13 protein-coding genes and 2 pseudogenes are annotated in these 13,722 nt (G+C 66.7%); 5 read left to right on the top strand and 10 right to left on the bottom strand.

Going from position 1 to position 13,722, the window contains the following annotated elements; genetic code table 11:
- The first annotated feature begins 183 nt into the window (after positions 1 to 183).
- Positions 184 to 501: a hypothetical protein gene (locus tag ACI8AP_RS05650; RefSeq protein ID WP_456588356.1), complete on the top strand. Its 318-nt coding sequence runs from the start codon at positions 184 to 186 to the stop codon at positions 499 to 501.
- 153 nt (positions 502 to 654) lie between these two features.
- Positions 655 to 1,698, top strand: coding sequence for an LCP family protein (locus tag ACI8AP_RS05645; protein WP_456588355.1), 1,044 nt, complete (start codon positions 655 to 657; stop codon positions 1,696 to 1,698).
- Between the two features lie 24 nt (positions 1,699 to 1,722).
- Here the strand turns inward: ACI8AP_RS05645 and ACI8AP_RS05640 are convergent, their stop codons facing one another.
- The gene (locus ACI8AP_RS05640) at positions 1,723 to 2,388 is read right to left on the bottom strand and encodes an arsenate reductase/protein-tyrosine-phosphatase family protein (RefSeq protein WP_456588354.1); all 666 of its coding nucleotides are present in this window, start codon (positions 2,386 to 2,388) and stop codon (positions 1,723 to 1,725) included.
- Between the two features lie 128 nt (positions 2,389 to 2,516).
- Between ACI8AP_RS05640 and ACI8AP_RS05635 the strand changes: the two genes are divergently transcribed.
- Positions 2,517 to 3,131 (top strand): arsenate reductase/protein-tyrosine-phosphatase family protein, encoded by a 615-nt coding sequence (locus ACI8AP_RS05635; RefSeq protein ID WP_456588353.1) that lies wholly within the window; start codon positions 2,517 to 2,519, stop codon positions 3,129 to 3,131.
- Between the two features lie 2 nt (positions 3,132 to 3,133).
- Here the strand turns inward: ACI8AP_RS05635 and ACI8AP_RS05630 are convergent, their stop codons facing one another.
- The 9 genes and pseudogenes from ACI8AP_RS05630 to ACI8AP_RS05590 all read right to left on the bottom strand — a co-directional run.
- Positions 3,134 to 4,207 (bottom strand): LCP family protein, encoded by a 1,074-nt coding sequence (locus ACI8AP_RS05630; RefSeq protein WP_456588352.1) that lies wholly within the window; start codon positions 4,205 to 4,207, stop codon positions 3,134 to 3,136.
- A gap of 174 nt (positions 4,208 to 4,381) precedes the next feature.
- Positions 4,382 to 5,701, bottom strand: coding sequence for a nucleotide sugar dehydrogenase (locus ACI8AP_RS05625; RefSeq protein WP_456588351.1), 1,320 nt, complete (start codon positions 5,699 to 5,701; stop codon positions 4,382 to 4,384).
- A 59-nt stretch (positions 5,702 to 5,760) separates the two neighbouring features.
- Positions 5,761 to 6,843, bottom strand: coding sequence for a non-hydrolyzing UDP-N-acetylglucosamine 2-epimerase (gene wecB / locus ACI8AP_RS05620; RefSeq protein ID WP_456588350.1), 1,083 nt, complete (start codon positions 6,841 to 6,843; stop codon positions 5,761 to 5,763).
- Between the two features lie 331 nt (positions 6,844 to 7,174).
- Positions 7,175 to 8,434 (bottom strand): O-antigen ligase family protein, encoded by a 1,260-nt coding sequence (locus ACI8AP_RS05615; RefSeq protein ID WP_456588349.1) that lies wholly within the window; start codon positions 8,432 to 8,434, stop codon positions 7,175 to 7,177.
- A gap of 261 nt (positions 8,435 to 8,695) precedes the next feature.
- A pseudogene (locus tag ACI8AP_RS05610) lies at positions 8,696 to 9,669 on the bottom strand (IS3 family transposase); the annotation flags it as partial.
- A 325-nt stretch (positions 9,670 to 9,994) separates the two neighbouring features.
- Positions 9,995 to 10,216, bottom strand: coding sequence for a DDE-type integrase/transposase/recombinase (locus ACI8AP_RS05605; protein WP_456588425.1), 222 nt, complete (start codon positions 10,214 to 10,216; stop codon positions 9,995 to 9,997).
- Complete coding sequence (locus tag ACI8AP_RS05600) at positions 10,176 to 10,520, bottom strand: IS3 family transposase (RefSeq protein ID WP_456588424.1); 345 nt, start codon at positions 10,518 to 10,520, stop codon at positions 10,176 to 10,178. The genes ACI8AP_RS05605 and ACI8AP_RS05600 overlap by 41 nt, the downstream gene beginning before the upstream one ends.
- A gap of 68 nt (positions 10,521 to 10,588) precedes the next feature.
- Positions 10,589 to 10,954 (bottom strand): transposase, encoded by a 366-nt coding sequence (locus ACI8AP_RS05595; protein ID WP_456588423.1) that lies wholly within the window; start codon positions 10,952 to 10,954, stop codon positions 10,589 to 10,591.
- Positions 10,952 to 11,020, bottom strand: a pseudogene (locus ACI8AP_RS05590) (transposase); the annotation flags it as partial. The gene ACI8AP_RS05595 and the pseudogene ACI8AP_RS05590, both read right to left, overlap by 3 nt.
- A gap of 128 nt (positions 11,021 to 11,148) precedes the next feature.
- Between ACI8AP_RS05590 and ACI8AP_RS05585 the strand changes: the two are divergent.
- Positions 11,149 to 11,295, top strand: coding sequence for a hypothetical protein (locus tag ACI8AP_RS05585; protein WP_456588348.1), 147 nt, complete (start codon positions 11,149 to 11,151; stop codon positions 11,293 to 11,295).
- An 890-nt stretch (positions 11,296 to 12,185) separates the two neighbouring features.
- Positions 12,186 to 13,460, top strand: coding sequence for a lipopolysaccharide biosynthesis protein (locus ACI8AP_RS05580; protein ID WP_456588347.1), 1,275 nt, complete (start codon positions 12,186 to 12,188; stop codon positions 13,458 to 13,460).
- Positions 13,461 to 13,722 lie beyond the last annotated feature (262 nt).

Raw genomic sequence — 13,722 nt, 5'->3', positions numbered from 1 at the left:
GCCTTCGCCCGGCTGCGGTGAGCGACCGCCGCGCGGTGACCCCACCAGGCCAGGAAGGTTGAAGACGTACAGATGCGTCTCCTCGACAGCCATGTGCGCGTACCGTCGAGGTAGGTGATCTCGATCACCGAAGGGTAGGCCCCTCGGATCCGGCGGCGAGCCGGCGACCCCAAGGAAGAGCCCATGAGCTGGGTGCTGCTCCTCATCGCGGTGTGGGTGATGCTCGGCCTCGCCGTGGCCATCGTGATCGGGCGTGGGGTCCGCCTGGCCGACAGCGTCGCCGAAGGGGCCCTGGCCCGGCTCACCGAGCCGGCCACCGACACCGAGGCATGGCTCCCCCGCCCGGCCGCGCCCGCCGACGACCAGCCGTGGCCGCTCCGGCGCGGTGCTGCGTCCGAGGAACTGCCGCGTAGGGGACAACCGCCGGGCAGCCCGTCCGTCGACGGGCGCCTCCCCGCCTCCGAACCCGGGCCGGTCGATCGCGAGCGCGGCCTGGCCTGAGCCTCACCCCCGGGAGGCAGGGCCGGCCCTGCCCGTTCCCGCTTCGCCGTACCCTCGGCCGGGTTCGACGGCGACGGGGGCTAGGCGATGCAGAGCGACGACGGCGGCGGGCGCGACAGCGGGCGCACGGGTGACACCTCTCCCCTCCCTCTCGTGGCCGACGGCGACTACGCCGACGGGAACCGTCCTCGCCGTCGCGGGCTGCGGCGGGTGCTGATCGGCCTCGGGATCCTGGCGCTCGCGCTGGCGCTGCTGGTCGGCGGCGGCTTCTGGTTCCTCGCCGACCGCTGGGCCGGCAACATCGACCGGGTATCCGACGTCTTCGCCGACATCGAGGAGGACGCACGCCCCGCTCCGGCCACCCCGCAGCAGAGCGCCGGCGAGCAGCCGGTCACCTTCCTGCTGGTCGGTTCCGACACCCGCAGCCAAGGCGAGCAGGGCGTCGACCCCGGCGGCCGCTCGGACGCGATCATGCTCGCGCGCCTCTCCGCCGACCGGCAGCACGCGCAGGTGATCTCCATCCCCCGCGACTCCTGGGTCGAGATCCCCGGCCACGGCATGAACAAGATCAACGCCAGCTACGCGTTCGGCGGCCCATCACTGCTCGTGCAGACCGTCGAGCAGCTCACCCAAGTGCGCATCGACCACTACGTCGCCATCGACTTCGAGGGCCTGGTCCAGGTCACCGACGACCTCGGCGGCGTGGACGTGGTGGTCGCTGAGACGACGACGAACGGCCCGTACACCTTCGAGGCCGGCATGAACCACCTGAACGGAGACGAGGCCCGCTGGTACCTCGGGCAGCGCTACGGCCTGCCCGGCGGTGACTTCGACCGGGTCAAGCGGCAGCAGCAGTACCTGCGGGCGATGTTCGACAAGCTGTTCAGCTCGGAGACCTTCACCAGCCCGCCGAAGCTCGATGCGGCCATGCTCGCCATCACGAGCGCGGTAAGCGTCGATGACACTCTGAGCAACGCGGACCTGGTCAGCCTCGCGTACTCGATGCGCGGGGTGACGCCGGGCGACGTCGACTTCTTCACCGCTCCGGTGCTGGGCACGGGCATGGAGGGGGCTGCCAGCGTCGTCTACCTCGACGGCAACGCCTCCGAGCGGATGTGGGAGTACCTGCGCAGCGACTCGCTCGGCCAGAACGCCGACGAGTTCGCCGACGAGGCGCTCCCCGACGTCCCGCGCTGACCGCAGCGGCGCCATGCGCGCAGGTCACCGCACGACCCGAAGCGCCTCCCCGCTCCACGTCGCAGCGTCGACGGCAGACGCCGTGTTCTGGTGGTCTTCCGCAAGGGCGGCCAAGCGATCGAGGACGACCAGAAGTGTGGCGGCGATCAGCTCGCCGACCTCCTCGTGCACCTCTACGGGCATCCCGATGGGGTCACGGATGTCGTCGTCCTCGCCGCTCGACCGACGTCCACGCGCACGCGCCATCGCGGCGACCAAGGCGCGGGCGCTTCCGGGGAGATCCGGACCCTGCGGATGCTCGGTCACGGCCGACAGGAGGGCCGCGGCCTCGCGCAGGGTAAAGCTGCGCTGGAGAGCGCGAGGAGCGCGCTCGAGGAGCGCGGCACGGTGGGCACGGGTCATCGTGAGGACCAGATCCGCGCCTCCGGCGATGACCTCGTCCAGTTGGCGAGCACGGAAGCCGCCGGGTTCGGCGCCGTATCCACGGAGGACCAACGCGCTGTCCGGATGCATGGCCGATCCGACGACGGCATGCGTCCCGGCACTGACCAGCTGGACGTCGGATGCCCGCTCACCGAGCCGGTCGTCGAGATAGGCCCGGCCGAGCCGCTCGGCCAGCGCGGAACGGCAGATGTTGCCCGTGCAGACCAGCAAGACGGTGAACGCCGAACCGGCGGAGGCAGGTGACATCACAGCCAGTCTCCCGCCCTTTCCCAGGGCCCGCAGCGACGCCAGGGCGCAGTGGGTCGATCCGTGCCAAGGCGCGCGTTGCGAGGCACCCGCTCAAGGTGCGCTGGTTCGCTGCCGAACACTTGCTCATGAGGTTGCTGTTCGTCTGCACCGGCAACATCTGCCGCTCGGCGGCAGCCGCCGTGCTCGCGGGCGCGTGGCCGGCGGGTCATCTGGGTCTCACCGTGGAGGCACGCAGCGCAGGCACTCGCGCGCCCGCCGGGCGGGCGGCGCACCCCCTCACCGTCGCCGCCCTCGAGCAGCGCGGGTTGACGGCCGAGGACCATATCGCCCGCAGGTTGTCCGCGGCGGATCTGGCGTGGGCGGACGTGGTGCTCGGGATGAGCGTCGAGCACCGGGAGGCGGCGCTTGCGTTGGACCCCCGGTGCCTGCGGAAGACCTTCACCCTGTTGGAGGCGGCAGCCTTGTGCGCCGAGCTGCCGACACACCGCCTGGCAGGGGTGGTCCCGGAGAAGCGCGGTAAGGCGCTGGCCGAGGCCCTGATGGAGGTGCGCGGTCTGCACCGGGGCCACTCGTCCGCCGGTGTCGAGGATCCGATCGACGGCGGGGCAGAGCTGCACACCCAGGTCGTCGACGAGATCGCGGCGGCCCTGCGCACCGTCCTGATGGCGGTCAGCCGGCAGATCGGCGGCGCCCGGCAGCAGACCGTCCGCGTCGACCGCCTGCCGCCGGTGCCGGCCTAGCTTTAGTTCGGAACGGCAGGCAGGGCGTCGACGGCGAACTCGCCAACGTGCTGCGTCAGAGAGTCCTCCCGCAGATACCGCCACATCTGCTCCGAGCGGCCGGCGTCGAGGTAGACGACGCTCTGGGCCCCTTCCCGACCGGTGCCTGCTACCGGCGCGGTAAGGAAGGTGACCGCTCCTGGGCGCAGGAACCGCAGGTCGTACGCCATGTCGAGCAGTGCCGTGTTGGTCAGCGTCTCGTCGACCGCCATGGCGTCGGTCAGCGCCACGAGGAAGCCGTCCAGTGCACCGACATCGGTCAGCACATTCTGTTCCGACACCTTGGCGAACATCGATCGCAGGTACGCCTGCTGGCGCTTCACCCGGTCGAAGTCCCCACCGGAGAGCCCGTAGCGCTGCCGCACGTAGTGCAGGGCTTCCTCGCCGGCGAGGTGGTTGGGCCCGGCCTCGTACGTGTACGGGCCGTTGGTGATGGTTTCGGCCACCTGGACGTCGACCCCGCCGAGGGCGTTGGTCATGTCGACGAAGCCCTCGAAGTCGATGGCGGCGTAGTGATCGATGCGTACACCGGTGAGTGACTCGACGGTCTGCACGAGCAGGCCGGGCCCGCCATATGCGTAGGCGGCATTCAGCTTGCTCGGTCCGTACCCTGGGATGTCCACCCACGAGTCGCGCGGCAGGGACATGACCTGCGCGCTCTGCCGATCACCGGTGATGCGGACCAGCATCATGACGTCGGAACGACCGCCGGGCGCCTCCCCTTCCGACACGCCGGCACGGGTATCCGAGCCAACGACCAGAAACGTGAGCGGGGACTGGCCGGCAACCGCCGAGGTGGCGGGTGCTGGCCGCTGAGAGTCGTCCAGTCCAGCGAAGGCATCGACTCGCTCGAGGTTCCCCGCATAGCGGTCGGTTACGTACCAAGCGCCTCCGGCCGCCAAGAGGACCAGGACGAGAACGCTGACGCCGAGGGCAAGCAGTGCCTTTCGCAGCCGCCGCTGATGGTCTGTGGGCTGCGGTCCATGCTCGACGACCTCATCGAGGTCGCCTGGACCGAGGACGTCGGTCGACGCCACAGTTCTGTGCCTGCCCACTGGTCCCCCGGTTCCGCGCTTTGGACGTACATGGCGACGGTAGTCGCGCAACGTCGCTTCCATCGGGGGCTCGACAGCAATAGCAGATCTCTTAGTCACACGTGTCCCGCTGGTGCAGTGACGCCCCAGACATGAGCTTGGGCGCTCCGAATCACCTCAAAGTCGGTCGACACCGTCCCCGGTAAGCACACCGCGCGTGTCGAAGACACGCATGCCGTCCAGCGCGCCGTCCAGGTACTCATCATGGGCCTGCAGGAGGACAACAAGATCGGCCTTCTGCATCGCCAGGCGCAGATCACTCTCACCCTTAATCAGGTGTTCCGGGTCCCCGTGCTCAGCCGCGTTCCAAACCGTCACGTAGGGGTCGTGGAAACGGAGGTCAGCGCCCATGTCGATCAGCTTCAAGGCCAGCGGAACGGCTGGCGATTCGCGCTCGTCGGCGATGTTCGCCTTGTAGGTGACGCCGAGCAGCAGCACCTTCGAACCGCGGACGGCTCTGCCCTCGTCGTTGAGCCGGTCCTGAATTCGACGAGCGACGTAGGTCGGCATGCCGGCGTTGACCTCCTGCGCCAGCTCCACGAAGCGAAACGGGTACCGCAGCCGCGCCTGAACGGTGTGCGACAGATAGTTGGGATCGATCGGTATGCAGTGGCCGCCCACACCGGGGCCAGGGTAGAACGCCTGGAAGCCGAACGGCTTAGTCTTGGCGCACTCGATGACGTTCCAGAGATCGATGCCGAGCTCGTGAGAGAACCGCGCCATCTCGTTGACCAGAGCGATGTTGATGTGCCGGTAGGTGTTCTCCAGCAGCTTGGCCATTTCGGCCTCACGGGTGCCCTTGGCCGGCACAACAGTGTCGATGAAGCTGGCGTAGAAGTCCACGGCCCGCTGCGTGCAGGCCCCTGTCACACCGCCGACGACCTTGGGCGTGTTCTTGATCCCATAGACCTTATTGCCCGGATCGACGCGCTCAGGAGAGAACGCGAGGTTGATCTCGGCGCCGACCTTTAGCCCCCCAGCTTCGAGGAGCGGTTGAAAAAACTCCTCGGTCGTACCCGGGTAGGTGGTCGACTCGAGCACAACAAGGGTGTCGGCGGTCAGCCGATCCCCCAACATGCGCCCGACGCCCTCGACCGCGCCGAGGTCTGGAGCGCCGTCCTTGGAGAGCGGCGTGGGAACACAAACGACGACCGTCTCGGCCTCGGCGATGCAGGAGGGATTGGTAGTCGGCTGGAACCCAGCGTCGACGATTTCCTTGACGGTGATGTCGTCGATGTCATCGATGTGCGAGAAACCGCCCTCAAGGCTGGCGACAATCGCAGCGTCACGGTCGAGGCCGATGACCCGGTGACCCGTGCGGACCATCTCAACCACCAGCGGCAGCCCGACGTAGCCAAGGCCCACGACGACGACCGTCTGCGCCTCGCCACTCTTCGCTGCTGCCGAGCGCATGACCGCGGTATCGGACGCGTTCATTCTTCTTCTCCCCGTGTCTTGTCCATGCGGCCGGGCGCGCGCGCGTCCGGTATTTGCTGTCAGCGGTAACGAGCCAGGTACGACACGATGACATCTGCTATCCGCGGTCCAGCCTTGCCGTCCCACAGTGGCGGGACGGGCCAAGTATCGGCGCGCCCGTCGCGAAGGACATCAGCCACAGCGGTAGGCAAACCCGCGCGGGTGACAAGTCTGTTGGTTCCGTGGGTGATCGTGACTGGCCGCTCGGTGTTGGGGCGCACAGTAAGGCATGGAATTCCCAGCACCGTCGTCTCCTCTTGTACGCCGCCAGAATCCGTGACGACCGCATCCGCGCCCGAAATTAAGCCCATAAACTCGACGTAGCCGAGGGGGTCAATCACGCGGACCTGCGGGTGGTTGAACAAGCCGTGCGCGGCCAACTGAACTCGGCCCCGCGGATGCAGGGGCAGGACGATCTGCAGCTGGTCCGCGACGGCGTGTAGGGCCTCGACGAGCTCCGCAACGTCCGTCGGGTTGTCGACGTTGCCCGGCCGGTGCAGCGTCGCGGCGACGTACGAGCCGTCGAGCCCGAGGTCCCGTCGCATGCCCTCGGCACTGAATCGGTCACGATTGGCGAGAAGCGTGTCGATCATGGGGTTTCCAACAAGGTGTACTCGTTCAGCCGGGACGCCCTCGTGCGCCAGGTGCGCGATGGCGTCGGCACTGGTCGCCAGCAGTAGGTCGGAGAGGCGGTCCGTGACGACCCTGTTGACTTCTTCGGGCATGGTTCGGTCAAAGCTGCGCAGGCCAGCCTCGACATGGGCGATCGGAATGAGCAACTTCGCCGCTACCAGCGCCGCGGCCACGGTCGAGTTGACGTCACCGTAGACAACGACAAGCGACGGTCTCTCTTCCAGAAATAGCTGCTCAAGCCGCACCATGATGGCCGCCGTCTGCTCGGCGTGACTGCCCGACCCGACCCCTAGGTTGACGTCCGGCTCGGGCAAGCCTAGCTGCCTGAGAAAGACGTCGGACATCCGCTCGTCGTAGTGCTGCCCGGTGTGCACGAGCCGCTGTCGCACCTGGCGCTGGTCGAGAGCCTTGATGACTGGGGAGGCCTTCGGAAAGTTCGGGCGTGCTCCTGCTACATGTAAGACGGACACTGGGATGACCTTCCGACGGACTGGCGAAACTGGGAAACAATGAGACGCCTAACCACCCAGAGGACTGAGCGATAAGCGATGAGCCAGCACACGATGTGGCGTCATTGCGGTCGAAGAATACCGCAGCCGGCTACTAGGGTATGGCACTGGGCGCAGAAGGGGGGACACCTCGGCGCCTAGTCCGCGAGAGAGCCTCCGAACAGCGACCCTGGGCGCACACGTACCTTGCCCGCAACGAAGCTTTTCGACAGATCTACACCAGCCACCCGACCACCGACACCTCCCCGACGAGCTTGAGTGGCATTCTCTGTCCTCGCTCGCGCTGCACTCACTACCCCGTCTTGAATCTCGCTTGAGGACGGGACGATGGGCCTCCCGCCCATTCCGACCCGGGAGGCTTCCAGAAAGGAGCCCTCGGTCGCGGAAGTATGTAAACCGCCTTTGCCGCCAGGAGTACTAGGAGGAGCCACGCCCAAGGAGGGGTGACGAGTCGGGCTTCGGTCATGTTGTAAGCGATGAGCGTGAGCAGGCTAAGGCTGCCCCAGACTGCGGCCGAGGTCTGGCGATGACAGCGCAGGTAAGAAGCCAAGGCGACGCCAATCAACAAGACTAGAAGCACAACGCCTGGTAGCCCCACCTGCAATGCAACGTCTAAGAAACCGTTATGGGCGTTGAAGTTCGCTAGGTCGAGACTTTGCCAAACGTTCAAGATCGCATTAGTGGGAGCCGAGTCCCTGTTCTGAAGAGCACCAATTCCATACCCCCCCCATGGTCGGCTCCCAATCGCTTCGACACTCACCTGCCATATGCGCGTCCTCCCGGATAGTGTGAGGTTCTCGGAGACGCCAACCAGGTCAAGAAGAAACTGCCGCACGCCCGGCACCAGGATCAGAGGGAGCGGCAACAAGGCCGCGACAAGGGCGAGAGGACCGAGGTCACTGCCGCCGCGGGTTACCCATAGTGCCGATGCGAAAGAAGCGGCAGCCACGAGGTAGATCAGGCCGCCATCCGATTGGCTCAGGTAGACGAGGATTGCGGCTAGACCCACCCACACAAGTTTGTTGACGCTGTGACGGAACGCCTGGCGCGGTAGCGTCACAATCGTCACGGTTGCCATGACCGAGGCGAAAGCAAGCAGGTTCGGGTTCGCCATAAGGCCTTGAGCGCCGACCGTTCCAGGCGAGACCTCATGCAAGGGGAAGCCAAGGCCCGCAATCACTTCAGCCGCCGCACTACTGGCTAGCAGCAGCTTCATCCCTGCTCCGACGCCATCGTGCAGCTGCTCAAGCGGGAGTCTGTGGGCGACATGGCAGGCGGCCACGAAGAGACCGACCATCTGAGCAGCAAAGAGCGCGGACTCGCGTGCGTCAATCGACCAAAAGACGGTCAGTATGCACCAAGCTACGAACAGGGTCGCGGCCCACGGGAGACGCGCCCCCCCCGATTCCTTTCCGGGCTGGACGTCAAGAACGACCATCAGCGCCATTGCAGCCAGACTTGCTGCAAGCACAGGGACACGAACCATAGCCCATGGCAGGACCTGCGTCACCACAAGCAGAACGAGCACCCACCGCGCCAGGCCCAACCTCACGGCCGAAGTGTCACACGACGGATGCCTGATCCGTCATCGAGCGGCCCCAGGTCGGCACTAGTGTGACCTGCGGTGCGAACGAGGTTCACCAGAGGTTCATGAGGCGTCAAGCGCGCTGAGAGGCGAGTTGGCGCAGTGAGCAGTTGGCCGCCGTGGTGGCTGCTGTCACCGGGCCACGCCTGGCCACTCTTTGCTACGTCAACGTCGCCAGCTGCGCGGTTCCAGGGCTGGAGCTCCTCAGGTTTCTGAACCGCCGCGGGTTCAGTGGAGGCTGGGTTCTGCCGGTTGGTCCTCGGTGAGGCCGGCGATTGGACGGTAGTGGTTGTTCTCGTACTCGATTGGTGGGATGTTCCCGCAGGCGCCGTGCAGGCGTCGGTGGTTGAACCAGTCGACGTACTCGAGGGTGGCCAGTTCGACGTCGTCGAGGCCCCGCCAGGGGCCGCGGCGGCGGATCATTTCGGTCTTGTAGAGGCCGATGAGGGACTCGGGTGCGGCGTTGTCGTAGGAGTCGCCCTCGCTGCACCGAACGGACGGCGCCCGCGGCGTCGAGGCGTTCGGTGTAGCGGATGGCCAGGTACTGCACGCCGCGGTCGGAGTGGTGGGCCCGGCCGGTCACGTCCCGGGCCGTTGCGGGCCCAGGGCCTGTGGCCCCGGGCCGTTGCGGGCCCGGGGCCACAGGCCCTGCTCGAGGGCGTCGAGCGCCAGGTCCGCCCGCAGCGAGGTGGAGGCGCGCCAGCCGACGATCCGCCGCGAGTAGACGTCCATGACGGAGGCGACGTAGACGAACCCGGACCAGGTCGCGACGTAGGTCAGGTCGGCTACCCACAGCCGGTTTGGCGCCGGCGCGGTGAAGTTCCGGTCGACCAGATCACCGGGGCGGGCAGCCGCGTCGGCCGGCACGGTGGTGCGCTTGACCTTGCCCCGCACCGCGCCGGCCAGCCCGAGTTCGCGCATCAGCCGCTCGACCCGGCAGCGCGCGATTGGGACACCTTCGCGGTTGAGTGCCCGCCAGAACTTGCGGACGCCGTAGACGTCCAGGTTGGCCTCGTGCACCCGGGCGACTGGGCTTTGAGCTGGGCGTCGGCGACGGCCCGGGCCCAGGGTGGCCGGGCATGGTGCGCGTAGTAGGTGCTCGGGGCGATCTTGGCGCCGGCGGCGGTCAGCGCCCGGCAGATCGGCTCGAGCTCGGCGATTCGCTTGCGGTCATCGGTCGAGGTCCCCGGCCGCACGCCGCCGTCGATCTTGAAGTGCCCCCGTCAGGCGGACACCTCATTCTGTGTTATCTGCTCCTTGAGGAGCTGTTCGTATGCCGTCGGTCTGAGGTTGTCCAGTCGGCTGTGCCGGCGCCGCGGGTTGTAGAAGCCTCGATGTAGCTGAAGACCTCTCCCTCCAGTTCGTGCCGGGTGGGCCAGGCCCGCCGGTAGACGAGTTCGGCCTTAACGTGGCGAAGAACGACTCGGCCATCGCGTTGTCGAACGCTGCCGCGACCTGCCCCATCGAGGCCAGCAGTCCCAAGGTTCGCAGCGTCTTGCCGAACTGGTAGGAGGTGTACTGGCTACCTCAAACGCTGTGGTGAACCAGCCCGGGTTCGGGCTTGCGACCGAACACCGCCATCCCGACGGCGTCGAGGACCAACTCGGTGCGCAGGTGGTCGGCCATCGCCCAGCCGACCACGCCGCTGCAGGCATCGACGGCGACCGCCAGGTAGAGGACCCCTTCCCACGTGCGCAGGTAGGTGATGTCAGCGACCCACAGCCGATCGGGTGCGGACGCGGTGAAGATTCGCTCTACCAGGTCCGTGGGCGGTTGCGGTCGATCCGCTGAGGCGCCTGCACTTGCCGCGCCAGCGACGGTGGACTCCCTCCATACCGCCGGCGCGCATCAGCCGGGCCACCCGATTGCGGTTCCACCGATGCCCCCGGTGGCGGACCTCGGCGGTCAGCCGCCGGACACCGTAGACCCGGCGATGCTCGGCCCAGTGCTTCCGCACGGCCTCGATGGCGTAGGCCTCCTCGACCTCGGCGGCGGTCGGGCCGCCACCGCGAGCGCGCCAGTCGCAGAAGGCGCCCTTTAACAAGCCCAGCACGCGGCGGAGACGGCGCGCAACGCAGGTGGCCTCCTCCGCGGCGATGAGGCCGAAGACCTCGCCTCGGCTCACCACCCCGTCTCCCTGGCGAAGAAGACCGCGACATTCCTCGAGATCTCTTTCTCGAGCTCCAGCTCGGCCACACGCCGACGCAGCCGCGCCAGCACGGCCCGCTCATCACCGCTCACCGGACCGCCGGGCGTGGCCCGTTCACGCTTGAGCGCGCCGACCCAGTTCCGCAGCGCCTCGTGGTTGACGTCCAGTTCACGGGCGATATCCGCGGACTCCGCGGCCGCCGTCGACGACGAGCATCGCCGCCTGCCGGCGGAACTCCTCCGAGTACTTGCTGACCCTCCCCAGCCGGAGCCTCCTCCTGGCTGCTGCCAAGTTTGGAGGTGTCCGGTCCGCTGGAGGTGCCGGTCCGCGGGCGACACTTCAATTTCGACCTGGTTGACCCAGTTGCGCAGCGTCTCTGGGTTGATGCCCAGCTGCTGGGCGACCCGGGCGAGTGCGCCCTTGCGCTGCCGGGTCTACTCGCGGATATCGAATACCATGCGCACGGCCCGCTCACGCAACTCGTCGGGGTACTTCTTCGGTGCTGGCACTGCTCCACCCTTCCGTGGCTTCAATGCCTCCGTCAATCCCGGGGCGGTTCACCACGACCGAGATGACCGACCTGGTGCTGACGCCGCTGCGGATGGCGCTGTGGCAACGCACCCGCGAGCACCTGTGGTCGGCCCGGCGAGTTGATAGATCACCCGACGCCGGCAGGTGATACACCGCGCAGCGGTCTACCGAGCCCCTGGCTCTAAGAAGGTGTCGCGCCCTCGGTCGGCTCGACGGGAGACGCCTACGACAACCCGCTGATCAAGAGCATGACGCCTGTTCAGTACCGAGCGAGTCACCCAGCGCCGGGCGCGTGCGATCGCCTCCGACGTCGAGTAAGCCACGGCCGACTAGGTCAACAGGCGAATCAACCGAGGACTGCGCGGCGCGCACGGACTCATCACCCCGAGCGAGGTCGGCAAGATCCCCCCCCCCCCAACACACACACAGAAGCAGTCCGCACGGGAGCAAGTCGCAACTCGGGGCGTTACAGAACCGGGGCGCGCCACGCTTATCGACCGCGGCGCGTCCCAACTGGTGTCCATGGTATTCCGGCCGGATATGCGCCGGTTCTCGGCATTTTGGGTGAGCAGGTTGCAGTTTCTATGGCTATGCGTACACGAATACGTCAACACGCAACAGATCGTTTCAGGACGCGTCGGTGCCGCAGCCATAGCCGAAGGTCGGGTGAACGGGATGGCCACCAACGCACTCATGTGGGAGGGCGTGCCAGCATGCAAACCCACGCGACCGTTCGCGATGTGGGCAGGTCGCTGAGACGCATGGTAAGAGCCAACCGGCGTTCCCCGGTGTCCACACGATGCGGTCCGAGAACCCCCGCGCACCGTATCCAGCAGCCCCTCAGTTGGCGCGCGTGATTTGGCCGACACGATATGGTCCAGTCGAGCTGGGCGCACTTGTCACAGCACGCCCAGCGCTAGCGCGACTGCCCACCCCCACCACACCGGTGCTGAACGTCGAGGTCAAACTGTGAGACGATTCCTCTCATACAAGGCATCAAGTAGGCGAGGTTCTTCGCGCCCACTTCGCCGCGGCCTTATGGCGGTCGTTCTTGGATCGGCCTTTGGTCAAGGAGTCGGGCTTCTCGCATCTCCCATCCTTGCGCGCCTGTTCGAGCCGGCAGACTTCGGCGTTCTTACAGTTTTCACGGCCATGGTTGCCATGCTGGCTTCGGTGGCTTCGGGACGACTAGAAGCTGCCATACCGCTGCCTACAGCGAACCGCGTCGCGACCGCCTTGGCGTGGGCGGCGATCGTGACAGCCTTCGGCTTCTCCGCCCTTGTCGCCGTCGCGTGGCTGGCGGTGGGCGACGCAGCGGCCCACGCGCTGCGCGCTGAAAGCATTGCCTCACTGTGGTGGCTCTTGAGCATCGGCGTCTTCGCGACGGCAGCGAGCCAGATCCTCACCGGCTGGCTCGTGCGTTTACAGCATTACAAGGCCTTAGGCAGTCGTGCATTTGCCCACGGGGTGACCACTGCAGGAATACAAGTGGCCACAGGCGCGTTGGCGCTGCGCCCAGTTGGCTTGCTCTTTGGAGTAGTTGCTGGACAACTGGCAGCCTCAGGCGGCCTCGCGTCGCGAGACGGGCTGCTTCGTCAGCCGAGACCTAGCTGTGCGGACATGTGGACAGCAGTGAAAAGGTACCGCCGGTTTCCAATGACTGCCTCGTGGTCAGCGCTGCTGAATGCCGCGGGGTTACACGTGCCCCTAATACTACTAAGTGTGTTCTACGGGCAGGCTGTTGTTGGTTTGGTCGGCCTCACTGTTCGCGTCTTGGCCGCTCCGCTTGCACTATTGGGCCGATCGGTGGCTCAGGTCTACCAGGGCGACCTTACTGCCAAGTTGCGCTCTAAGGCCGGTGGCCTTCAGGTCGCCCTCCGGGCCGCGGTTGTCCGGCTCATTTTCGTGTCCTTGATCCCTACCAGTGCGATACTGGCGTTCGGGCCTGATCTCTTCGCATTCATCTTTGGTGCGCCATGGGAGGAGAGTGGGCGCTACGCGCAGCTGCTAGCAGTGGGCTATGCCGCTCAACTCGCCGTATCGCCGATCTCGCCCACGCTGTTGGCTCTGGAACGCCAAGGCGCGCAACTCGGCTGGGACGCCGGCCGGCTAGCACTGACTGCCGGGGCGCCGACACTGTGCGCGATCCTTGGGGCGCCCCCCACCGTAGCCGTCGCGGCGCTTTCAGTCGGCTACTTGGCCTCCTACGCCACGCTCTACATCTTGTGCTCCAGTTCTGCCAAGAAGCACGACGCTGCCATAGCTCAGGAAGGCGCTATGGAATCGCGAGGCTCGAGCAGAAAGCGCCACTAATCTGGCGCACAAGACCGAGTCAGACCAGCACCAAGGATGTAGACGTGGGGGTGGTACAGAGAATCCCCCACACTCAAGTCGTCCGGGGCCGCCTGGCAGGAGCATCAGCAGATGTGATGAAACCTTCCGCCGCCGATGGATAGGGCGGGGTGGGGTGTGCCGCCTGTCGCGGGCAGTGTAGTGGCGCCAAGTCGGTCTAGCTAACGAGCCGCCTGACCACGGCGAAGGTTCCTTCGAGAGCCTTGCCCGACACTGCCGGCGC

The organism is Blastococcus sp. SYSU DS1021 (assembly GCF_054050995.1).
The sequence above is the reverse complement of the archived record's forward strand: the minus strand, read 5'-3'. Positions and strand labels throughout refer to the sequence as shown.